Raw genomic sequence first — 19319 nt, 5'->3', positions numbered from 1 at the left:
GACAGGCCCGGTACCGCCGCGCCCGAAGCGGCGAGCCCCGGCACGGCGGGCAGGTCGAAGCGCGGCACCGGCCTGCCGATCATCGCGGAGGGCAGGGCGGCCGGGTCGACCCCGGAGCGCAGGCGCAGGAACAGCACGGCCGCCAGCGCCGCGAAGGCGAGGGCCGGCAGGATCAGCAGCAGGGACCGGCGGACCGGCGGCGGCCGCTCCGCCGTCTCGTCGAGCGGCGCGGTCATCGCCGGTCCTCGCCGAAGCCCTTCAGGGCCCGGACTTGCGCCCGCCGGTCGCGGATCGCGTTCCCGATAAGGGCGACCATCACCAGGGCCGTGAAGGCATAGGCGCCCAGGATGAAGCCGCCGTGAGAACCGAGATCCATCGCGGCGCTCCTAGACCGGTTGTCCGACCGGCAGCCTGGCCGGCTGCGGCGCGATGCGGGGCTGGGTGCGGTCCAGGCGCTCGGCCTCGCGGATCGTCAGCGTCCGCACTCGGCGGCGCATGATCTCGGTGCGCATCGCGTAGAGGTGGAGGGTCGTGCCGCCGAGGGTCGCGGCGGCGATCATGATCAGCAGGGGGTACAGCATCGAGGGATCGATGGTCGAACCACCCATGCGCAGGATCGAGGCCGGCTGGTGCAGGGTCGACCACCAGTTCACCGAGAATTTGATGATCGGCAGATTCACGGCGCCGACCAGCGTCAGGATCGCCACCGCCCGCGCGGCCCGGTTCGGGTCCTCCAGGGTCCGCCAGAGCGCGATGATCCCGCAATAGATCAGCAGCAGGACCAGCATCGAGGTCAGCCGCGCGTCCCAGACCCAGTAGGTGCCCCACATGGGCTTGCCCCAGAGGGAGCCGGTCACGAGGCAGATCAGCGTGAAGGCCGCGCCGATCGGCGCCGCCGCGCGCTGGGCGACGTCGGCCAGCGGGTGGCGCCAGACCAGGGTTCCGATCGCCGACAGGCTCATGGCCCCGTAGAAGAACACGCCGAGCCACGCCGCCGGGACGTGGATGTACATGATCCGCACGGTCTCGCCCTGCTGGTAGTCCGGCGGGACCATGAAGAAGGTCTGGTACAGGCCCACGGCCAGCACGGCGAGCGACAGGGCCGTGAGCCACGGCACCAGGGCGCCCGACCAGCGCATGAAATGGCCGGGATTCGACAGGCGGGTCCAGAGGGAAGGCGTCATCGCGGCTGCGGTCTCGGACATCGTGACCGCCGGTCTACCCTAGGGTGCGGTGCAGCAACAATGCGGCCTTTCCCACACCTGTTCACAGTGCCGCGCGGCCGGCGACAGACCGCCGGCGCGGGTACGCCGCGCCGGCCAGCCCTTGCGCGCACCGGGAGAATTGCGCATATAGCAGTGAACAAAAAGAGAACGGAAGACCGTCGCCGCACAAAGCTGTGGATGACGCGGCATCCTCTCGCCGGAGCGAGCCCATGCGAACCGCCGACAAGCAGATCGCCGACATCCTCGTCCGCTACGGCGAGCCCTTCGGGGGCAATGTCTGGCGCGTCCAGGGAACGGCCGTGATCTACCACAAGACCCTGGAGCGCATCGCCGCCCAGGCCGAGATCGTGTTCGAGCCGCCGACCGTCATCCGCGCCGAGCGCGACGAGGCGGTGCTCCTGGTGACCGGACGCCTGCCCGGCACCAAGCCCGGCCCCGCGCGCGTCGAATGGTCGATGGGCGAGGCCCTGGTCAACGTGAACTACCGCGTCTCGGGCAAGCAGGCGGCCTACGTCTACGCCATGGCCGAGAAACGCGGGAAAGACCGCGTCATCCTCAAGCTGATCGAGCTCCACGGGCTCGTCTACTCCGAGGAGGAGGCCGACGAGTTCCGCGCCCACCAGATCCCCGTCCGGGCCGTGGACGAGGATTTCGAGGAGACCCCGGCCTTCGATGCGATCACCGAGGCGGAGGGCGATCTGAAGCGCCGCATCGACGAGGCCGGCACGATCAACGCGGTCACCGACCTGATGCTGGACGGAGCCACGCAGGCCGTCCTCGCCACGATGCCCGCCGGCACCCGCGACGAGGTCCGCGACTACGCCAAGGCGCGCCTCGTGGCGCTCGGCTGGCCGAAGCGCTCCGGCCGCCGCAGCGCCGCCTGACCCCCATTCCCAACCGCAGGAGACCGCCATGCATCGCGCGACGCGCCACCGCACCCTGAAGGCCCGCCGGGACGCCCACCGGGGCTGGAGCATCGAGACCCTGTCGTACAGCCCGACGCGGATCGTCCGGCTGGGGACCGAGAAGGTCGCGATCCTGTTCCCCCCGGCGGAGCCGGGCGCCGGCTGGCAGCTCTACCCGCATCCCGACACGTTCCCCGGGCTCAACTTCGAGGGTCTGCCGGCACCCTTGCGGCCGGAATTCCTGGCCTTCCCGGACCTCGCGGAGGTCGAGCGCTTCCTCGGTATCGCCGATGCCGCGCCGACCGCCCTTGCGGCGTGAGGATACCGGTCAAGGCGCGGGCCAGGGCGCACCCCGGTGGAGCGCCCTGGCCTCGGGGGTGAACGCCCCGTCCGGCCCGTGCAGCACGAGGGGCGGTAGCAGGCTCAGGCCGGCGCGGCTCCCCTTGGTGGCGGCGATCAACACGCGGATCGCCGGGGCCTCGGCCCGGGCGTGGACGGGTCGGATCGTCAGGGCGCCGTAGCGCCCCCGGAGGGCGTCCAGGCAGGTGGGGAGCGCGTCGGCCCGGTGGATCAGCCCGAGCCGCCCCCCCGGCCGGAGGATCGCCGTGCAGGCGCGGATCCAGGCATCCAGGCTCCCCGCCGGGAAGGTGTGGGCCGCGGCGCGCTCGGGATGCGGCGAGGTGCGATGCGTGCCGGCCTCGAAGAAGGGCGGGTTGGTCAGGACCACGTCGAACCGGTCCGGAAGCAGACCGGCGGCGCGGCGTTCGGCCGCAGGCAACAGGACGTCGGCCTCGATGACGTCGGCGTCGATCCCGTTGAGCGCCGCATTCGCCCGGGCCGTCTCGGCGAGGCCGGGGTCGCGCTCGACCAGGGTCGGCCGGAGCCCCGGCGCCAAAGCCGCGCAGCCGAGGCCCACCGCCCCGGTTCCGGCACCGACATCGCAGAGCCGGCAGCCGGCGGCCGGCACCAGCAGCCGGGCGAGCAGCACCGCGTCGGTCCCGGCCCGGTGCGCCCCCCGGGGCGGCTGGTGGAGCCGCAGGATCCCGCCCAGGACGGCGTCCGGCGGTTCCGTCACGGCTGGCGCAACTCGTGGGCGAGGCCGGCATCGCCGAGCAGGCGCCGGGCCTGGGCCTCGTGGTCGCGCGGGACCAGGAGGCGCTGGCCGAACACGCCGATCGAGCCCTCCATCAGGCTCATATGGCTGTCGGCCACCAGGACCGGGATCTCGGCCGCTTCGAGGATCGTGCGGGCGAACCCGATCAGAACGACATCGTTGGCCCGGATCAGCTCGATCATGATGATCCCCCGATGGGCCCTGGGTTTTCGGCCGGCGATTTCGCCGCGCCGGTTCCGCGTCCGCCCCGCCCCATATCCGATGGGAGCCGATGTTGCGGCGCCGCGGGGCCCGTGCGAAGGGATCGCCCGCCGCCCGGGGCGGAACCGGATTGGAGGTCGCGGATCTTGGGTATTGCCCTCTCCATCGAGAATCCGAAGCCCGAGGCGGAGGCGGGGCTGAACGACCTCGTCGCGCTGGTGGCGGACGGCATGGCGCGGGTCAACACTACGATCCTGTCGCGGACCGGCTCGGACGTGGCGATGATCCCCGAGGTCGCCAACCACCTGATCGCCTCCGGCGGCAAGCGCCTGCGTCCGATCCTGACGCTCGCCTGCGCCCGGCTCTGCGGCTACGCGGGGGACGCGGACGGGGACGTGAAGCTCGCCGCCAGCGTCGAGTTCATGCACACCGCGACGCTCCTGCACGACGACGTGGTCGACGAGAGCGACATGCGCCGCGGCCGGGTCGCCGCCCGGATCAAGTGGGGCAACGAGGCCTCGGTGCTGGTCGGCGATTTCCTGCTCGGCCAGGCCTTCCGGATGATGGTCGAGGTCGGCTCCCTGCGGGCGCTCGACATCCTCTCGGCCGCCGCCACGGTGATCGCCGAGGGCGAGGTCATGCAGCTCACCAACGCCAAGAACCTGGAGACCGACGAGGCCGCCTATCTGGCGGTGATCCGCGGCAAGACCGCCGAATTGTTCGCCGCCGCCTGCGAGGTCGGGCCGGTGCTCGCGGCCCGGCCGGAGGCGGACCAGGCGGCCGCCCGCGCCTACGGGATGAATCTCGGCATCGCGTTCCAATTGATCGACGACGTGCTCGATTACGGCGGCACCTCGGCGGAACTCGGCAAGAACGTCGGCGACGACTTTCGCGAGGGCAAGATCACCCTGCCGATCGTGCTCGCCTACCGCCGGGGCAGCGAGGGCGAGCGCGGCTTCTGGCGGCGTACCCTGCAGCAGGGCGAGATCCGGGACGGCGATCTCGAGACCGCCCTCGACCTGCTCCAGCGGCACGGCGCGCTCCAGGAGACCGTGGCCCGCGCCCATGATTACGGCGCCCAGGCCCGGGCGGCCCTCGACGTCTTCCCGGAGGGCCCAGTGAAGGCCGCCCTCCTCGGCGCCGTGGAGTTCTGCGTGGCGCGGGCGCGCTGAGACGGCGCCTCACGGCTCCCGCGTCGACTGCCCACCAATCCCCGCCCTCGTACCGGCAGCCGTCATCCGGCGCCGTATGGAGGTCGAGCGACCGCGCCGCCGGCAGCCGCCGCCCAGCGCTAGCCGCGTTGTCTCCGCCTCCGGCCGATCCGAGAGTCTGATAAAGACCGGTGGGCCCACGAAGCGCGCAGGCCATACGCATTGACCGCAAACCGTCACGGGTCCCGCGGGACGGTGGCGAAGGCCGCGGCGATGTCGGTGTCGGCTGAGGGCCCCGAGACCCGAGCCGCATTGAAGCACCGAAGCTTGGCGCTGCGCGCGTTCGGGTCGGGCGGGTTCATCATCGAAAGGCCCCCTGACGGTCGAATCATCCGGCGTTCGATGCGTCAACGCGCCGCGGGACCGGACAGCGCTTCGGCCAGCGCCGGCGCCAGCCCGCGCAGCTCTTCGAGGTGCGCCGCGGTCAGCGAGCCCAGCAGCGCCTCGGCGCGGGGCGTGAGCGCCAGAACGCTCCGGCGCCGATCCTCGGCGTCCCGGGTCTTGGTCAGCAATCCGCCCTCGACCATCCGGGCGACCAGCTCGGCGGCGGTGTGGGGCGCGATGAGCAGTTGCTCGGCCAGCAGCCCGACCGTGGCGGGGGCGCGGCCGGCCTGGCCGGCCAGGGTCAGCAGCGCCTGATGCTGCTGCGGCGGCAGCCCCGCCCGGGCGGCCGCGGCCTCGCTGAAGGCCAGGAAGCGCCGGAGGCGGAAGCGGAAATCCGCCAGCGCCGCGTATTGCTCCGCCGACAGCGTCTCGGTTCCCGGTGCATCCGCAGCCATCGCAGCCCTCAAACGTCTCGGGCAGGCCTACCCGCCGATCGGACCCTGGAATATATCGTATTACGATATAAATGGGGGGTCTGCGGGAAGGAGATCCGGATGAGCGGCGGTACCGAGTTCGAGCGTGGCGGCGACAGGCCGGCCCGCCGGGCGCTGGGGGATTTCAGTGCCGATCGGCGGGTGGTGACCCTGGCCGGAATGGCGGCCATCACCGGCACGGCGGCGAGCGGCACAGCTTGGCTCTTGCTCACGCTCATCGGCCTGGTCACCAATCTCGCGTGGTACGGCCGCCTCGACACGTCGCTCACGTCCCTGGCCGGCGTCGCGCCGGGCCCTTGGACGGTGGCGATCCCGGTGATCGGCGCGCTGATCGTCGGTGCCATGGCGCGCTACGGCTCCGAAAAGATCCGTGGCCACGGCATCCCGGAGGCCATGGAGGCGATCCTGATCGGCGGCAGCCGGATGTCGCCGCGGGTGGCGGTGCTGAAGCCGCTCTCGTCGGCCGTGGCGATCGGGACCGGCGGGCCGTTCGGCGCGGAGGGTCCGATCATCGTCACGGGCGGGGCGGTCGGCTCCCTGTTCGCCCAGTTCTTCCATCTCAGCGCCGCCGAACGGAAGACCCTGCTGGTGGCAGGCGCCGCCGCCGGCATGACGGCGATCTTCGGCACCCCGGTGGCGGCGGTGCTCCTCGCCGTCGAGGTGCTGCTGTTCGAATGGCGCCCGCGCAGCCTCGTCCCGGTGGCGGTCGGGGCGGTGACGGCGGCCTGCTGGCGACCGGCTTTGTTCGGCGCCGGCCCGCTCTTCCCCTTTGCCGACAATCCGGCGCTGCCCTGGTGGGGCCTGCCGGCCTGCGCGGCGCTCGGCATCGCCTGCGGGCTGATCTCGGGACTCCTGACCCGGGCCCTCTACGCCCTGGAGGACGGGTTCGGCCGGCTTCCCCTGCACTGGATGTGGTGGCCGGCCCTCGGGGCCGTTGTGGTCGGGCTGGGCGGCCTCGTGGAGCCCCGGGCCCTCGGCGTCGGCTATGACGTCATCCACGATCTGCTGTCCGGGCATATGCTGGCGGGCGCGGTCGTGACGATCCTGGCGGTGAAGGCGGTGATCTGGCTCGCCGCCCTGTCGTCGGGCACGTCCGGGGGTGTGCTCGCGCCCCTGCTGATCCTCGGCGGCGCGGTGGGCTGGCTCATCGGCCTGCTCCTGCCGGGCGCACACGGGTTCTGGGCCTTGATCGGCATGGCGGCGATGCTCGGCGGCACGCTGCCCGCCCCGCTCACCGGCATCGTCTTCGCCGTGGAGGTGACGGGCGACGTCGCCGCCCTGGCGCCGCTGCTGGCCGCCACCATGGCGGCCTATGCGGTGACCGTGCTGCTGCTGAAGCGCTCGATCCTCACCGAGAAGATCGCCCGGCGCGGCCAGCACGTGACCCGGGAATACGGGATCGACCCCTACGATCTGGCCCGGGTCGAGGCGGTGATGACCCGCTCGGTCGAGACCCTGGACGCGGATCTGCCCCTCGCCGCGGCGCGTGCCGAGATCGAGGCCGGGGCCCGTCACGCCTACCCGGTGGTCGATGCGCTGGGCCGTCCCGTCGGCCTCGTCTCGCGCGACGACGCCCTGCGCTGGAGCCTGGAGGCGCGGGACGGCGACCCGGCGGACGGCACGCTCGGCGCGCGTGTCTCGGATGCCGGCCTCGCTGTGGTCCATCCGGGCGACGTGGTCTCGCACGCCCTCGACGTGATGCTCGCCGCCGGCCATGGCCGCCTGCCGGTCACCGATCCGCGGAGCGGTCGCCTGGTCGGGCTCCTGACCCGCAAAGACCTGCTCCAGGTACGCGCCACGGTGGTGCGCGCCGAGGCCGAGCGCCACGCGTTCTTCCGGAGGAATCGGGCTATCCGCCGGGCCGGGCCCGGTGCGTGACGGGGCTCAGGCGCAATCCGGGCCGACCGCCGGTCCCCGGTACGGGCGTGCGTCTCAGCGCAGGTAGGTCGGCGCCACCCACCAATCCGGGTGCGCGGCGCGCAGGGCCGAGGCGGCCCGCACGGCGCCGCGCCGGTCGTCGAACAGGGCGAACACCGTCGCGCCGGAGCCCGACATCCGCGCGAGCCGGCAGCCCCGCGCGCGCAGGGTCGCCAGGACGGTGCCGATCACCGGCGCGACCGTCAGGGCCGGCGCCTCCAGGTCGTTGCGGGCGGGGGCGATGGCCGCCGCCAGGGCTTGGCCGCCGAGGTCCTCGGTGATCTCGGGATGGGCCGCCCCGTCGCGGCTCTGCCCGACCGCGAGGCCGAGGGCCTTGAACACCGGCGCGGTCGGCACCGGAACGCCGGGATTGACCAGCACCGCCGGCAGCGGCGCGAGGCCGAGCGGGGGGCCGATCACCTCGCCGACGCCGCGCATCATCCGGGCCCGCGGGTCCAGGCAGACCGGCACGTCGGCCCCGGTCTGCCGCGCCGCCGCGACGACGGCGGCGTGATCGCCCGGCAGCCCGTTGAGGCGAGCGAGCAGGCGCAGGGCGGCGGCGGCGTCGGAGGACCCCCCGCCGATTCCGGCCGCGACCGGCAGGCGCTTGATCAGGTGGAAGGCGCCCAGGCGCAGGTCCGGCACCCGCGCCGCGAGGTGGCGCGCCGCGCGGAGCACGAGGTTGTCGTCCGTGGGACCGGCCGGACCGGCGGTGGGGCCGGTGACGGTGAGGCCGAGCGGAGCGCCGGGGTCGAGGGTCAGCCGGTCGGCCGTCCCCGCGAAGGCCACCAGGCTCTCCAGCGCGTGATAGCCGTCGCCGGCCCGCCGCCCGAGGATGTGGAGCGTCAGGTTGACCTTGGCGGGGGCGCGGTCTGCGAGCAGGGGCACGGGATCTCTGGTCGGTGATGCTGTCAAACGAGCGGACGCTGTACAGGCTCGCGCCCGCGAAGTCCCGCCGGCACGAGAGCCAATTCGTGCCGGGCGTCACGCGCGGGACGGTAACCCCGTGATCAGGCGGACGACCCGGCCATCATCCCGTCGGCCCAGTTCTCGACCTTGAGGCCCGGTTTCAGCCGGTCGAATTCGCGCGTGTTGTTGGTGACCAATATTACATCCAGAGCCGCAGCATGCGCTGCGATCCAAAAGTCATTGTTCCCGATCAACGAGCCGGTTTTCTGAAGCTTCGCACGAAACAGCGCATATTGCGCAGCCGTCGTCTCACCGAGCGAGGCCACCGGAATGAGCTGAGCCAGATCGGCGAAGGCGCGCCTCGCGGCGTCGAAGCCCGGGGTATCCCGGATCTTCTCCAGACCGAAGAGGAGTTCGCCCTGGGTGATCGGTGACATGACGACCTCGTGTGGCCGAAGCGCGCGGAAGCGCTGGAGTACCTGTGGCGGCCGCGCACGGCGGATGTAGATGCAGATGGTGGTGTCGAGCATGTAGCGGGCGGTCACAGAGTCTCGCGATCCTGTGCCGGTTCATCGCCCCGCACGAGATCGTCGAGCGGCAGTTCCGTGATCAGCGCGAAGGCCGCGGACAGATCGCGGTCCCGAACCTCGCGCAGCACGATTTCCTCGCCCCTTCGAGAGATTTCGACCTCGGGGCCTTGCAGCCGGAACTCGCTTGGGATCCGAACGGCTTGGCTGTTGCCCGATTGGAAAACCCGCGTCCGCGTCATGTCCGACTCCGCCCCTACACGGTGAGGATATAGGCACGGTGCGCGGTGTCGATGTCCATGCGCGCCGGCCGGTACCCGGACAGGCGATCTTCTGCGGATGCCGTCAGCCGAACTCCCCATGCGGCCGGTACGGGAGCGCGTCGCCGACGCGGATCGCGGTCAGATCCTCGGCGAGTTCGACCAGCCCGTCGCTCGCCGCCAGCCCCGCCAGGGCGCCGCCCGGCGCCGGGACGGCCGCGAACGTCCCGGTGTCGTCCGGGCGGAGGCACACCCGCAGGTACTCGCGCCGGCCGGGGCGCTTCTGCATCGCGAAGCCGCTGCGCACCGTCAGGGCCGGCACCGGGTCGTCCGCTCCCGAGAGATGCAGGACCAGGGGCTTGAGCACGGCGAGCGCGGTCACGTAGGCGGCGCCCGGGTTGCCCGGCAGCCCGATGAACGGCGTGCCGGCCACGGTCCCGAGGGCAACGGGACGGCCCGGCTTGATCGCCAGGCGCCAGAGGGTGAGTGCCCCCGACGCCTCGACGGCGGCGCGGACGTGATCTTCCTCCCCCACCGACACGCCCCCCGAGGTGACGATCAGGTCGTGGGACGCGGCCGCCGCGGCGATCCGGTCGCGCACCTCTCCGGGGGCGTCGCGCAGGATGCCGAGCTCGACGGGCTCGGCGCCGAGCCGCCGCAGGAGCGCGGCGAGCATCGGCCGGTTGGCGTCGTGGATCCCGGCCGGCCCCAGCGGCTCGCCCGGCGGGGTCAGCTCGTCACCGGTGGAGAACAGCGCCACCGTCAGGGGGACGCGCAGGCGCAGGGCAGCGAGGCCGAGGGACGCGGCGAGCGCCAGGTGCCGGGGCCCGAGCCGGGTTCCGGCCGGGAGCGCGCGGTGACCGCGGGCCACGTCCTCGCCGGCCCGGCGGCGGTTGGCGCCCGGAACGAGGCCCTCCGGCAGCAGCACGGCCTCGCCAACGAGCCGCACGTCCTCCTGCATGGCCACGGTATCGGTGCCCGGGGGCATCGGTGCCCCGGTGAAGATCCGCACCGCGACGCCCGGTCCGGCCTCGACGGTGGCATGCCCCGCCGGTACGCGTCCGCCGAGGGCCAGACGGGTCTCGCCCGCCGGCGCGAGATCCGCGGCCCGCAGGGCGTAGCCGTCCACCGCGGCGTTGTCGAAGGGCGGCAGGTCGAGGGGCGCGATCAGATCCTCCGCGAGGATCCGGCCGTCCGCGCGGCCGAGCGGCACCGTCTCGACGCCGGAGAGCACCGGCAGGCGGTCCCGGATCAGCGCCACCGCGTCGGCGACCCGCAGCGGCACGGGCGCCGCGTCGAAGCAGTCGGGATTCAGGCGACCCATGGCGGCACAGAATCGGGCGGGGGCAGGCGGGTCGACACGGACGGCCTCGCGGGCTGTGGTGTGCCGGCTTGCGGCATCGAACTCGCGCGATCAAGCCCCGAACCGTGGCCCTGCCGGACCCGATCCTCTAGGATCCCGCCCGCCATGTTCCCGACTGCCATGTTCCCGACTGCCATGCCGACCGCCGACGAACTCCCGTGCCAGCGCCACCTGTTCGAGGTGCCGGCGGATGTCAGCTACCTCGATGCGGCGGCGTGGTCGCCGCTGCCGCGGGCCGTCCGCGCCGCCGGGGAGGCCGGGCTCCTGGCCAAGAGCCGCCCCTGGGACCACCCGCGCGAGGCGATTCCCGCCTGGGTCGAGCGGGCCCGCGCCGCGGCGGCCGGGCTGATCGGCGCCGGACCGGACGACGTCGCCATCGTCGGCGCGGTCAGCCACGCCATGGCTTTGGCCGCGCACAACCTCGCGCCGGTCCGGGCCGGGCGCCTGCTGCGGGTGGCCGATGAGTTCCCCTCCCTGCGCTTCGCCTTCGACCGCCTGGCTGCCGCGCAGGGCCTCGCCGTGGAGGAGGTCGCGCGTCCCCCGGACGGGGACTGGACCGCCGCGCTCCTGGCGGCGATCGAACGCCCGGGGGCAAAGCCGCTCGCCCTCGCCACCCTGACCCCGCTGCATTGGACCGACGGCAGCCTGATCGACCTCGACCGCCTCGCCCCGGCGGTCCACGCGACTGGCGCCGCCCTGGTGATCGACGCGACGCAGGCGGTGGGCGCCATGCCGGTGGATGTGGCCCGCTGGCGGCCCGACTTCCTGGCCTTCCCGACCTACAAATGGGCGCTCGGACCCTACGGCCTCGCCTTCCTCTACGCCGCGCCCCACCGTCAGGACGGCGCGGCGCTCGACGAGCATGTCGGCAACCGCCCGCCGGTTGTCGGGGCCCGCCGCTACGACCGGGGCGAACTGAACGATCCCGTGGCGCTGCCCATGGCGGCGACCGGGCTGGAACTGATCGCCGGCTGGGGCGTGCCGGCGGTCACCGCCCGCCTGCGCGGGCTGACGGACCGGCTCGCGGACGCGATGACCGCCCTCGGCCTCCCGGTCGCGCCCCGGCACCTGCGCGCGCCCCACATCCTCGGGGTGCGGCCGACCGGAGGGCTTCCCGCCGGGCTCACGGAAGGTCTGCGCCGGAGCGCCGTCTTCGCCAGCGCGCGCTCCGGGGCGCTGCGGCTCAGCCCGCATGTCTGGGTGGACGGCGCGGATCTTGCGCGCTGCGTCGCGGCCCTGCGGACCCTCGTGCCCGGCCGGGGCCAGGACGGCGCGGATGATCATGGGCGCTCGAGCATCATCTCGAACGGTGGCCGCCGACGTTCGGAATAAGACGGTGTGGACTCAAAGAGCGACCGCATCGCGCCGGGTCCGATGCCCGTCACGATCCCGTCGGCCGATCTCCCCGGGGCGGCACCGGACTGGCGGAACCGATGCCGCGTCCCGGTGACCTCCTCCGGCTGGCCCGGGCGCTGCTCTCGGGACGCTATGCCGTGATCCTCTCCGGCGAGCTGGCCCAGAGCCTGTTCCACTTCGTCCTCAACATCCTGCTCGTGCGCGAACTCGGCGCGCACGATTACGGGCTGTTCGCCATCGTGTTCACCGTGGGCGCCGTCGGGATCACCTACATCCGTGCGCTGGTCGCGGTCCCGGCGACGCTCCACCTCGCCCGGAGCCTCGGCCGCCCGGCGGCGCGGGGCTACGACGTGATGTTCGGGTCCGGCGCCATCCTGGTCTCCGGCCTGCTGGCGGTGGGCGTCGGCGTCGCGCTCGTGCCGGTGATCGGCTTCGGCGCCCTGGCGGCCGGGGCCTTCGTGGGCCTCTACGCCTACCGCAGCTACCTGCGGATCGTGCTCCTGGCCCGCGGCCGTCCGCGGATCGCCGGCCTCAGCGACCTCGTCTACGCCGTCTGCGGGGGCCTGCTCGTGGCGCGCGGGCTCGATGGTGCCGGCGCGGCGCTCCTCGACCGCGCCTTCGCGGCGATCGCCCTGGCGCACGCCCTCGCCATCGCGGTGGCCTACGGGGCCCTGCGCGAGCGTCTGCGGATCGCGCTCCACGCCCGGGCCCGGGCCCGGTATCGGTCGATCTGGAAGACTCTGGCCTGGTCGCTCGCCGGCGTCACCGGCCTCACCGTGCAGGGCCAGGGCCTGACCCTGCTGTTCGCCCTGCTCGCCGGCCCGGCCGCCTATGCGCCGATCGCCGCGACGCTCGTCCTCTACGCGCCCCTGCGCATCCCGACGATGGCGCTGATGAACATGGTGCTGCCGGAGATCACCCGGCTGCTCGCCTCCGGGCAGGTCGAGGCCGCCCGGCGCATCGTCGTGCGCCGGGCGGCTTTGCTCGGCGGCGCCTGCGTCATCTACGGTGCGGCGATGGCGGCGCTCCTGCCGGCCGTCGAGGGGGTTCTGTTCAAGGGCCGCTTCGCCGGCGAGCCGATGGGCTGGATCGGGCTCGGCGTCTGGGCGGTGGTGACGGTCTCGCTGCTCTACGCGATCCCGCGCGCCTATCTGGAGGCGTCGGCGGCCTTCCGGAGCATCACCGCCGGAGCGGTGGCGAGCGCCGCCCTGGGTTTCGCCATCATGGTCCCGGCCCTGCTGTTCTTGCCGGCCGCGACCGCGCTCGTCGGCCTGCTCGCCTCCGAGGTCGCCACGCTGGCGTGGTCGCTCGGCGCGTTCCGCAACCTCGCGCGGGAGCCGCGCTTCTCCGCCTCCGCCGCCGGCGCAACCTGAAGGCGCGTCCGCGCGCCCGTCAGGCCGCAGCCTCCGCGACGGGATTCCCGCTGTCCGGCCGCCCGGGCCGGCCGAATCGGCGCTGCAGGGCGTGCCGCGTCCGGTCCACGAGATGCGCCGCGGCGCCCTGGGGCGTGCGCGCGCCCATCATCGAGGCCAGGGTCAGGGTCTGGGTGCCGAAGCGGCCCTTGAAGCCCTCGTCGCCGCACAGGAAATCGACCGTGTGCAGGCCGCGGTCGATCGACCACATGATGTAGTCCATCATCAGCACCATGCCGGGCGAGGCGCGCTCGGCCGCCGGATCGTAGGTGGTGACGAAGGCCATCATCGTGCCGCGCTGGACGAAGTTGATCGAGACCGCCACGACGGCGCCGCCGCATTCCAGCACGAAGGCGTGCAGGAGCCCCGCCTCGGCCAGCACCTGCACCATGGCGGGGAGCGCCCGGGAGCCCGCGTCGTAGAAGGCCGTCGAGGCCAGGCCGTGGGTCTCGAGCCAGGCCCTTTTGAAGGTGGTCAGCCGGTCGAGCACCGGGGCGAGCGGTTCTTCGGGTCCGAGCAGGCGGAAGGCGAGCGGCCCGCGCTCGCCGAGGAATTTCTGGCCGCGGCGGTAGTTCTGCCGGGTCTTCTTCGATTGCGCATCGAACCACGCCCGGCCGGTCGTCCAGGGGCCGCGCACCCGCCAGTTCGCCTCGTCGCGGTGGTTCAGGTGCAGCCGCACCCCGCCGCCGCCCGGTTCGAGCAGCGTCCGCGCCGCGGCGTCCGGCAGGAGCCGGTTCAGGTAGGCGAGGTCGAAGCCGCCGGCCCGGCCGGCCGCGCGCCACATCCGCCGGACTAGGTCGTGCCCCGTCCCGGGGGCAAGCAGCGCGTCGCCGAAATCCGAACAGTCCTTGGCGGCCCATTCGAGGACCCGGAACCCCTTCCGGCGGATCGTGGCCAGCGGCAGCACCCCGACGAGGTCGCCGCCTCGCCAGACCAGGACGATGTGGAGCGTCCGGCGCTCCCGGTCGGGCAGGCTCGCCCACCAGGCGGCGATCCAGGCGTGGCTCTGGAACACCAGGGCGCCGCTGCGGGCCCACAGCTCCGTCCAGGCGGCCCCGACCTCGGCGAGCCGCCCGGCCGTGCGGACCGTCTCGAGGCGCTCCGTCGCCATGGTCACGCCCCCGGCCGGGCGGGCGCGCCGCGCAGGCGCCGCACCTGCCGGGCGATCCGCCGGCCCATCTTCCGCAACGGCAGCAGGTAGAGCCCGGACAGGGATTGATAATCGGCCACGTCCCGGTCGACGAGCCCGAACTTGAAGTCCTCGTCGGGGTGCGGGACGTACAGGGTCCCGAACAGGCGGTCCCAGAAGGAGAACAGCAGGCCGAAGTTCTTGTCGTAGTGCTGCGGCGCGGTGGAGTGATGAAGCTGGTGCCAGTGCGGGCACAGGATCACGGAATTGAGACGTCCGAACGAGATCTTGAAATGCGTATGCCGGACGAAGTCCATCATCAGGATGTTGCGCATGATGTAGACGTTGATCCCGAACACGGTCAGCTCGACCGGGTCGAGGGCGACGAGGCTCCAGATCCCGAAGCAGATGCCGGGGATCACGCCGTCCCAGGCGCGGTTCATCAGCTCGTCGAGGGGATGGACCCGGTCCTTGGTGATTCCGACCATCACCTCGGCCGAGTGGTGGACCTTATGCAGCTCCCACAGGAACGGGTAGCGGTGCTGGGCCGTGTGGTAGAGGTAGTAGGACAGGTCGTAGGCCAGCAGCATCGTGGCGGTGAACACCACCACGGTCACCGGCCCGGGCTCCCCGAGGACCGGCTGATCGACCCCGAAGATCCCGCCCAGCACCCGGTTGGTCGCGTAGCCGACCGCGACCACGAAGGTCACCCCGGCGGGGATCAGCAGGAACGGCATGATCGCCTTGCGGGTGACGTAGAACAGCAGGTCCGCCCGCGCGGACGGGTGCGTCATCACCTCCCGCGGGAGCGCGAATTCGAAGAACTCCGCCAGGGAGTATCGCTCCGCCGTGCGCAGATAGGCGATCAGGGCGCAGCCCAGCGCGGTCGCGAACAGCAGGCCGGCGGCGAGCAGGTTCTCGCCGGAGACCTTCGCGACGATCCGCTGAATGAAGTCGGCCACATCCATGTCTACGCGTTCCCTTCGCCCGACCGGGCTCGATCCCCACCGGGCCGATTCACGGGCCGCCGAACCCGAGGGCAGTCCCGGAAGACGGCAAGAGATGCGATCCGCAGCAAGCGGACTATTTTGTCGCTATAATCGTCTGCCGGATATTGGTTTCGATTGCGGATCAATGAGTCGGGCACCATACGATATAGTGCGATCCTGTTCGATGCTGGAGACGATGCCATCGCGCGAATCCCCTCACTCCAGCGAGGATGTCGGCGGGTGAGCCGTTCGAGACCGTCGCAGGGTCGCCCGGACCACGGCGTCGATGCCCTCCGCCGCGGAGGCCTCGGAGAACACAGTCTCGTAGCGCGCCCGCGCGGCTGGTCCGAAACTCCGCCACGCCGCCGAATCGGCGATCAGGGCCGCCAGGGTGTCGGTGATCGCCTCCGGCCCGCCGGGCGGTACGACCCAGCCGGTCCGCCCATGCTCCACGACCTCCGGAAGCCCGCCGACTGCCGTCACCAGCGGCGGCACGCCATACGCCATGGCCTCGATCGCCACCCGGCCGAGGGATTCGGGCCGCTGCGACGGCATGGTCACCACGTCGGCCCAGCGATAGAGCGCCGACGGATTGGCCACGAAGGGCTCAAGGCTCACGTGGTCCGACAGGCCGGCCCCGGCGATCCGTTCCGCGAGGGCGCGTTCCCGCGCCGTGTCCTCGAAGGCGCTGCCGACGATGCGCAGCTCGATCCGCCGCCGCACCGCCTCCGGCAGCGCGGCCACCGCCTCGATCAGCACGTCCTGACCCTTGATCCGGCTGATGCGCCCGAGCATCAGCACCCGGAGCGGACGGCTGCCGTCGTAGCCGCCCCGGTTCGCCGCCGCCGGCCCGGCGATGCCGTTATAGACCACCCGGGCGGCGGTGCCTGTCGGCAGCGCGTAGGCCGCGGCGGTGGCGTGCGAGTTGAACACCACGTCGGCGCCGCTCCAGCGGATCAGCCCGCGCAGGACCGTCAGGATGGGCCCCTCGGGGATCTCGTGGACGTGGACGATGCTGCGTCCGGGCCGCAGACGCGCGGCGAGCAGGTAGTCGGCCACCACGGTGGTGTTGACGTAGACGAGGTCGCTCGCGCGGATGCGCCGGAGCGCCCGCAGGACCGCGACCGGCAGGGCCATCAGATCGACGGTGAGGCGCCGAGTCAGATCCTTCCGCCGGAGGATCCACAGGGGCTCGATCACGACGCGGCTGGCGACGGGTTCCAGCGCCGCCACGATCGGGCCGTGCCGGGGCAGGACCACGTCGATCCGCGCGGTCGGATAGGCGGCGCGGAGGGTGCGGACGGTCTCGATGAAGCAGCGGTCGGATCCGTAGAGTTCGAACCCCTGATGCACGCACGCGATGCGCAGCGCCGGAACCGCCCCCGGTCGGGACGCGGCTGGAGCGGCGCCGCTGCGGTCGGGCGCTGCGCAAGTCGAGCGCAATAACGGATCGTCTATCATAGGATTAAAAATCGCATAATCAGCAAACCAGGGGTTGAAATTCGCGCTGCCCGCTTGGACGAGGCGACAATTTACAATATGGGCGGTGAATTGGGAAGGAGAGACAATGCCTGACCCTGTACCCGCAGTGCTTATTCTAGGAACACGTGGGATCCCGGCCGCGCATGGCGGGTTCGAGACTTTCGCGGAACGGTTAGCCCGCTATCTGGTCGGCCGCGGCTGGCGCGTCGGCGTGTATTGTCAGCGGGAGGTCGACCGGGTGCACGCCCGGGTCTCGTCGCGGATCTGGGACGGCATCGAGCTGATCACCGTGGAGGTCGGCCTGAACGGACCGGCCGCGACGCTCGCCTTCGACGCGATCTGCGCGCACGATGCCGCGGCGCGGGGCGGCGTCTGCCTCGTGCTCGGCTATAACGGCGCGGTGTTCCTGCCCTACCTGCGCGCCCGCGGCGGCCGAATCCTGACCAACATGGACGGCATCGAGTGGCGCCGTCCGAAATGGTCGCTGCCCGTCCGGGCGTTCTTCTACGTCAGCGAGTGGATCGCCGCCTGGTCCTCGCAGCGGCTCGTCGCCGATCACCCGGCCATCGCCGACCACCTCGCCGGCCGGCGTCCGCGCCGCGCCATCGCGACGATTCCCTACGGGGGCGACCCGCCGCCCACGGATACGGGACCGCCGCCGCTGGGGCTGGAGGCCGGCCGCTATCTGGTCTCGATCGCCCGCATCGAGCCGGACAACAACATCCTGACGATGGTCGCGGCGTTCTCGCGCCGGCCCCGGGGCGTGCGGCTCGTGGTGCTCGGCACCATGCGGGTCCGCAACCCGTATCATCGCGCCGTCGAGGATTCCGCCTCCCCCGAGGTGCTGTTCCCCGGGGCCATCTACGAGCCCGATCAGGTCCAGGCCCTGCGGCTGCACGCGCTGGCCTATCTCCACGGCCATACGGTGGGGGGCACCAACCCATCGCTGGTGGAGGCCCTATGGGCCGGCAACGCGGTGATCGCCCACGACAATCCGTTCAACCGGGGGACCGCCGGCGACGGGCCGTTCTATTTCACGGACGGCGAATCCTGCGCCGCCGCGATCGAGCGGGTGCTGTCCGACGCGGAGGCCGTCGACCGCGCCCGCGCGGCCGCGCGCCGGCGCGCCGAGCGGTTTCGCTGGGACGACGTGCTGGTGGCCTATGAGGACCAGGTGCGCCGGGTCGGCGGGTATCCCCCGCTGGCGCAGGCCGCGACGCCGGGGGTCGAGGTTGGCGCCGCGGCGGGGTCGGGGTGGTGAGGGCGAGCCGCCGGGCGATGCTCGCCGGCGGCCTCGCCACCGCGGGGGCGGGGATGCTCCCGGCCGCCGCCGCGGAGCCGATGCCGCTGCGCCGGGGCATCGCGCTCTGGCCCTGGTTCTCGCTCACCACCGAGTTTCCGGCGCCGCGGATCGACTACGCCTGGCCGCCGTTCCAGGCGGACCGCCCCGTGCCCTGCCGGGCCGACCTGCATCGCCTCGCGGCCCTCGGCTTCGATTTCGCCCGCCTGCCCCTTGATCCCGGTCCGTTCGTGGCGTTCACGGGGGCCCGTCGGGCCGAACTGTTCGGCAGCCTGTCGGCGGCAATCGACGCGGTGCTGGCGGCCGGACTGCGCGTCCTGGTCAACGTCCAGGCCAATGCCGCGACCCACCACTACACGCCGGAGGCCTTCTACGGCACCGACCGGGCGCCGCTGTTCCCCGCCTACCGGGACCTCGTCGTCGAACTGGCCCGCCTGTGTGCCCGGAAGGGCGCCGACCGGGTGGCGCTGGAGCCGGTCAACGAGCCGCCGCAGGCCTGCGGTGCGATCGCGTGGATCCGGGTTCAGGACGGGCTGCTGGCCGCGGCCCGGGCGGCGGCGCCGTCGCTGACGCTGGTGGCGACGGGGTCCTGCGGCAGCCTCGTCGCCGGCCTGACGGCCCTCGACCCGGCGCCGCTCACGCGGTTCGCGCCGTTGGTCTACACCTTCCATTTCTATGAGCCCTACCTGTTCTCCCACCAGGGGGCGACGTGGCTCACCGAGGAGCCGTTCTATCGCTGGCTCAACGCCGTGCCCTGGCCGGGCACCCGGGACCGCCTTCCGGAGACGCTCGCGGCGGTGCGAGCGCGCATGGATGCCGACCGGTCGGTCCCCCGGGCCGAGAAGGCCCGCGACCTGGCGGTGATCGAGGCCAAGCTGAACGAGTATGGCGAGGCCGCGCCCGGACCCGCCTTCCTCGCCGCCGCCCTGGATCCGGTCTCGACCTGGGCCGAGCTCTACGGGATCCCGCCCCGGGCGGTGCTGATGGGCGAGTTCGGGGCCCTGCGCACCGATGGGCGCTACACGGCCGCCCGGGCCGCCGACCGGGCCGCCTATATCCGCGACGTGCGGCTGGCGGCGGACCGGGCGGGCTTCGGCTGGTCGTTCTGGAACCTGTTCGACGGCCTGGGCCTCATGGACGACGCCCATGTCGCCGAGCCCGCCCTGATGGCCGCGCTCGGGCTCCGGACGCCGCCCTAGG

General features: G+C 72.6%; 21 protein-coding genes and 1 pseudogene. 8 read left to right on the top strand and 14 right to left on the bottom strand.

Annotated features, from left to right (window positions below; all coding sequences use genetic code 11):
* From MKK69_RS11205 to MKK69_RS11195, 3 genes and pseudogenes are all read right to left on the bottom strand, one after another.
* Window positions 1-236, bottom strand: a pseudogene (locus tag MKK69_RS11205) (DsbE family thiol:disulfide interchange protein); the annotation flags it as partial.
* Entirely contained in the window at window positions 233-376 is a 144-nt protein-coding gene (ccmD, locus tag MKK69_RS11200) for a heme exporter protein CcmD (RefSeq protein WP_243967903.1), read from the bottom strand. The pseudogene MKK69_RS11205 and the gene ccmD, both read right to left, overlap by 4 nt.
* Before the next feature lie 10 nt (window positions 377-386).
* Window positions 387-1184, bottom strand: coding sequence for a heme ABC transporter permease (locus MKK69_RS11195; RefSeq protein ID WP_243967902.1), 798 nt, complete (start codon window positions 1182-1184; stop codon window positions 387-389).
* Between the two features lie 251 nt (window positions 1185-1435).
* Here MKK69_RS11195 and MKK69_RS11190 point away from each other — a divergent pair, with 251 nt between their 5' ends.
* The gene (locus MKK69_RS11190) at window positions 1436-2110 is read left to right on the top strand and encodes a trna delta -isopentenylpyrophosphate transferase (protein WP_243967901.1); all 675 of its coding nucleotides are present in this window, start codon (window positions 1436-1438) and stop codon (window positions 2108-2110) included.
* A gap of 28 nt (window positions 2111-2138) precedes the next feature.
* On the top strand, window positions 2139-2450 hold the full coding sequence (locus tag MKK69_RS11185) for a hypothetical protein (RefSeq protein ID WP_243967900.1): 312 nt from the start codon (window positions 2139-2141) through the stop codon (window positions 2448-2450).
* A 9-nt stretch (window positions 2451-2459) separates the two neighbouring features.
* On the opposite strand, the gene MKK69_RS11180 is transcribed toward MKK69_RS11185, so the two are convergent.
* Together MKK69_RS11180 and MKK69_RS11175 are read right to left on the bottom strand one after the other, a co-directional pair.
* Entirely contained in the window at window positions 2460-3206 is a 747-nt protein-coding gene (locus MKK69_RS11180; RefSeq protein WP_243967899.1) for a tRNA1(Val) (adenine(37)-N6)-methyltransferase, read from the bottom strand.
* Complete coding sequence (locus MKK69_RS11175) at window positions 3203-3427, bottom strand: DUF2007 domain-containing protein (RefSeq protein ID WP_243967898.1); 225 nt, start codon at window positions 3425-3427, stop codon at window positions 3203-3205. The genes MKK69_RS11180 and MKK69_RS11175 overlap by 4 nt, the downstream gene beginning before the upstream one ends.
* Before the next feature lie 171 nt (window positions 3428-3598).
* On the opposite strand from MKK69_RS11175, the gene MKK69_RS11170 reads away from it, so the two are divergent.
* On the top strand, window positions 3599-4618 hold the full coding sequence (locus MKK69_RS11170; protein ID WP_409564799.1) for a polyprenyl synthetase family protein: 1020 nt from the start codon (window positions 3599-3601) through the stop codon (window positions 4616-4618).
* 215 nt (window positions 4619-4833) lie between these two features.
* Here the strand turns inward: MKK69_RS11170 and MKK69_RS30980 are convergent, their stop codons facing one another.
* On the bottom strand, window positions 4834-4962 hold the full coding sequence (locus MKK69_RS30980) for a hypothetical protein (RefSeq protein WP_279598310.1): 129 nt from the start codon (window positions 4960-4962) through the stop codon (window positions 4834-4836).
* Between the two features lie 42 nt (window positions 4963-5004).
* Entirely contained in the window at window positions 5005-5436 is a 432-nt protein-coding gene (locus MKK69_RS11165) for a MarR family winged helix-turn-helix transcriptional regulator (protein WP_243967896.1), read from the bottom strand.
* A gap of 99 nt (window positions 5437-5535) precedes the next feature.
* Between MKK69_RS11165 and MKK69_RS11160 the strand changes: the two genes are divergently transcribed.
* Window positions 5536-7353: a chloride channel protein gene (locus MKK69_RS11160; RefSeq protein ID WP_243967894.1), complete on the top strand. Its 1818-nt coding sequence runs from the start codon at window positions 5536-5538 to the stop codon at window positions 7351-7353.
* 54 nt (window positions 7354-7407) lie between these two features.
* On the opposite strand, the gene MKK69_RS11155 is transcribed toward MKK69_RS11160, so the two are convergent.
* The 4 genes from MKK69_RS11155 to glp all read right to left on the bottom strand — a co-directional run bounded on the left by MKK69_RS11155 (window position 7408) and on the right by glp (window position 10412).
* Window positions 7408-8280, bottom strand: coding sequence for a 4-(cytidine 5'-diphospho)-2-C-methyl-D-erythritol kinase (locus MKK69_RS11155; RefSeq protein ID WP_243967893.1), 873 nt, complete (start codon window positions 8278-8280; stop codon window positions 7408-7410).
* Between the two features lie 122 nt (window positions 8281-8402).
* Complete coding sequence (locus MKK69_RS11150) at window positions 8403-8846, bottom strand: type II toxin-antitoxin system VapC family toxin (protein WP_243967892.1); 444 nt, start codon at window positions 8844-8846, stop codon at window positions 8403-8405.
* On the bottom strand, window positions 8843-9070 hold the full coding sequence (locus tag MKK69_RS11145) for an antitoxin (RefSeq protein ID WP_243967891.1): 228 nt from the start codon (window positions 9068-9070) through the stop codon (window positions 8843-8845). Before MKK69_RS11145 ends, MKK69_RS11150 begins: the two co-directional genes overlap by 4 nt.
* A 103-nt stretch (window positions 9071-9173) precedes the next feature.
* The gene (gene glp, locus MKK69_RS11140) at window positions 9174-10412 is read right to left on the bottom strand and encodes a gephyrin-like molybdotransferase Glp (protein ID WP_243967890.1); all 1239 of its coding nucleotides are present in this window, start codon (window positions 10410-10412) and stop codon (window positions 9174-9176) included.
* A gap of 144 nt (window positions 10413-10556) precedes the next feature.
* Here glp and MKK69_RS11135 point away from each other — a divergent pair, with 144 nt between their 5' ends.
* Together MKK69_RS11135 and MKK69_RS11130 are read left to right on the top strand one after the other, a co-directional pair.
* Window positions 10557-11783, top strand: coding sequence for an aminotransferase class V-fold PLP-dependent enzyme (locus MKK69_RS11135; RefSeq protein ID WP_243967889.1), 1227 nt, complete (start codon window positions 10557-10559; stop codon window positions 11781-11783).
* A 101-nt stretch (window positions 11784-11884) separates the two neighbouring features.
* Window positions 11885-13180 carry a hypothetical protein gene (locus tag MKK69_RS11130; RefSeq protein ID WP_243967888.1) on the top strand — a complete coding sequence of 432 codons (1296 nt, stop codon included), beginning with the start codon at window positions 11885-11887 and terminating at the stop codon, window positions 13178-13180.
* Window positions 13181-13199: 19 nt separating this feature from the next.
* On the opposite strand, the gene MKK69_RS11125 is transcribed toward MKK69_RS11130, so the two are convergent.
* From MKK69_RS11125 to MKK69_RS11115, 3 genes are all read right to left on the bottom strand, one after another.
* Entirely contained in the window at window positions 13200-14330 is a 1131-nt protein-coding gene (locus MKK69_RS11125; RefSeq protein ID WP_243967887.1) for a GNAT family N-acetyltransferase, read from the bottom strand.
* Window positions 14331-14332: 2 nt separating this feature from the next.
* Window positions 14333-15316, bottom strand: coding sequence for a sterol desaturase family protein (locus tag MKK69_RS11120; protein WP_243967886.1), 984 nt, complete (start codon window positions 15314-15316; stop codon window positions 14333-14335).
* Window positions 15317-15553: 237 nt separating this feature from the next.
* On the bottom strand, window positions 15554-16690 hold the full coding sequence (locus tag MKK69_RS11115) for a glycosyltransferase family 4 protein (RefSeq protein ID WP_409564798.1): 1137 nt from the start codon (window positions 16688-16690) through the stop codon (window positions 15554-15556).
* 214 nt (window positions 16691-16904) lie between these two features.
* On the opposite strand from MKK69_RS11115, the gene MKK69_RS11110 reads away from it, so the two are divergent.
* Window positions 16905-18080: a DUF1972 domain-containing protein gene (locus MKK69_RS11110; protein WP_243967885.1), complete on the top strand. Its 1176-nt coding sequence runs from the start codon at window positions 16905-16907 to the stop codon at window positions 18078-18080.
* Complete coding sequence (locus tag MKK69_RS11105; protein ID WP_243967884.1) at window positions 18077-19318, top strand: glycoside hydrolase family 5 protein; 1242 nt, start codon at window positions 18077-18079, stop codon at window positions 19316-19318. Before MKK69_RS11110 ends, MKK69_RS11105 begins: the two co-directional genes overlap by 4 nt.
* The last annotated feature ends 1 nt before the right edge of the window (window position 19319 follow it).

The sequence above is a fragment of the Methylobacterium sp. J-026 genome, from assembly GCF_022829585.1.
GTDB lineage: Bacteria > Pseudomonadota > Alphaproteobacteria > Rhizobiales > Beijerinckiaceae > Methylobacterium.
Note: the sequence above shows the minus strand (reverse complement) of the source record. Positions and strands in the feature narration are given on the sequence as shown.

What these genes read in the sequence shown, in the direction of transcription:
- ccmD (WP_243967903.1), bottom strand. Translation starts at nt 376, where the DNA reads ATGGATCTCGGTTCTCACGGCGGCTTCATCCTGGGCGCCTATGCCTTC.
- MKK69_RS11195 (WP_243967902.1), bottom strand. Translation starts at nt 1,184, where the DNA reads ATGACGCCTTCCCTCTGGACCCGCCTGTCGAATCCCGGCCATTTCATG.
- MKK69_RS11190 (WP_243967901.1), top strand. Translation starts at nt 1,436, where the DNA reads ATGCGAACCGCCGACAAGCAGATCGCCGACATCCTCGTCCGCTACGGC.
- MKK69_RS11185 (WP_243967900.1), top strand. Translation starts at nt 2,139, where the DNA reads ATGCATCGCGCGACGCGCCACCGCACCCTGAAGGCCCGCCGGGACGCC.
- MKK69_RS11175 (WP_243967898.1), bottom strand. Translation starts at nt 3,427, where the DNA reads ATGATCGAGCTGATCCGGGCCAACGATGTCGTTCTGATCGGGTTCGCC.
- MKK69_RS30980 (WP_279598310.1), bottom strand. Translation starts at nt 4,962, where the DNA reads ATGATGAACCCGCCCGACCCGAACGCGCGCAGCGCCAAGCTTCGGTGC.
- MKK69_RS11165 (WP_243967896.1), bottom strand. Translation starts at nt 5,436, where the DNA reads ATGGCTGCGGATGCACCGGGAACCGAGACGCTGTCGGCGGAGCAATAC.
- MKK69_RS11160 (WP_243967894.1), top strand. Translation starts at nt 5,536, where the DNA reads ATGAGCGGCGGTACCGAGTTCGAGCGTGGCGGCGACAGGCCGGCCCGC.
- MKK69_RS11145 (WP_243967891.1), bottom strand. Translation starts at nt 9,070, where the DNA reads ATGACGCGGACGCGGGTTTTCCAATCGGGCAACAGCCAAGCCGTTCGG.
- glp (WP_243967890.1), bottom strand. Translation starts at nt 10,412, where the DNA reads ATGGGTCGCCTGAATCCCGACTGCTTCGACGCGGCGCCCGTGCCGCTG.
- MKK69_RS11135 (WP_243967889.1), top strand. Translation starts at nt 10,557, where the DNA reads ATGTTCCCGACTGCCATGTTCCCGACTGCCATGCCGACCGCCGACGAA.
- MKK69_RS11130 (WP_243967888.1), top strand. Translation starts at nt 11,885, where the DNA reads ATGCCGCGTCCCGGTGACCTCCTCCGGCTGGCCCGGGCGCTGCTCTCG.
- MKK69_RS11125 (WP_243967887.1), bottom strand. Translation starts at nt 14,330, where the DNA reads ATGGCGACGGAGCGCCTCGAGACGGTCCGCACGGCCGGGCGGCTCGCC.
- MKK69_RS11120 (WP_243967886.1), bottom strand. Translation starts at nt 15,316, where the DNA reads ATGGATGTGGCCGACTTCATTCAGCGGATCGTCGCGAAGGTCTCCGGC.
- MKK69_RS11110 (WP_243967885.1), top strand. Translation starts at nt 16,905, where the DNA reads ATGCCTGACCCTGTACCCGCAGTGCTTATTCTAGGAACACGTGGGATC.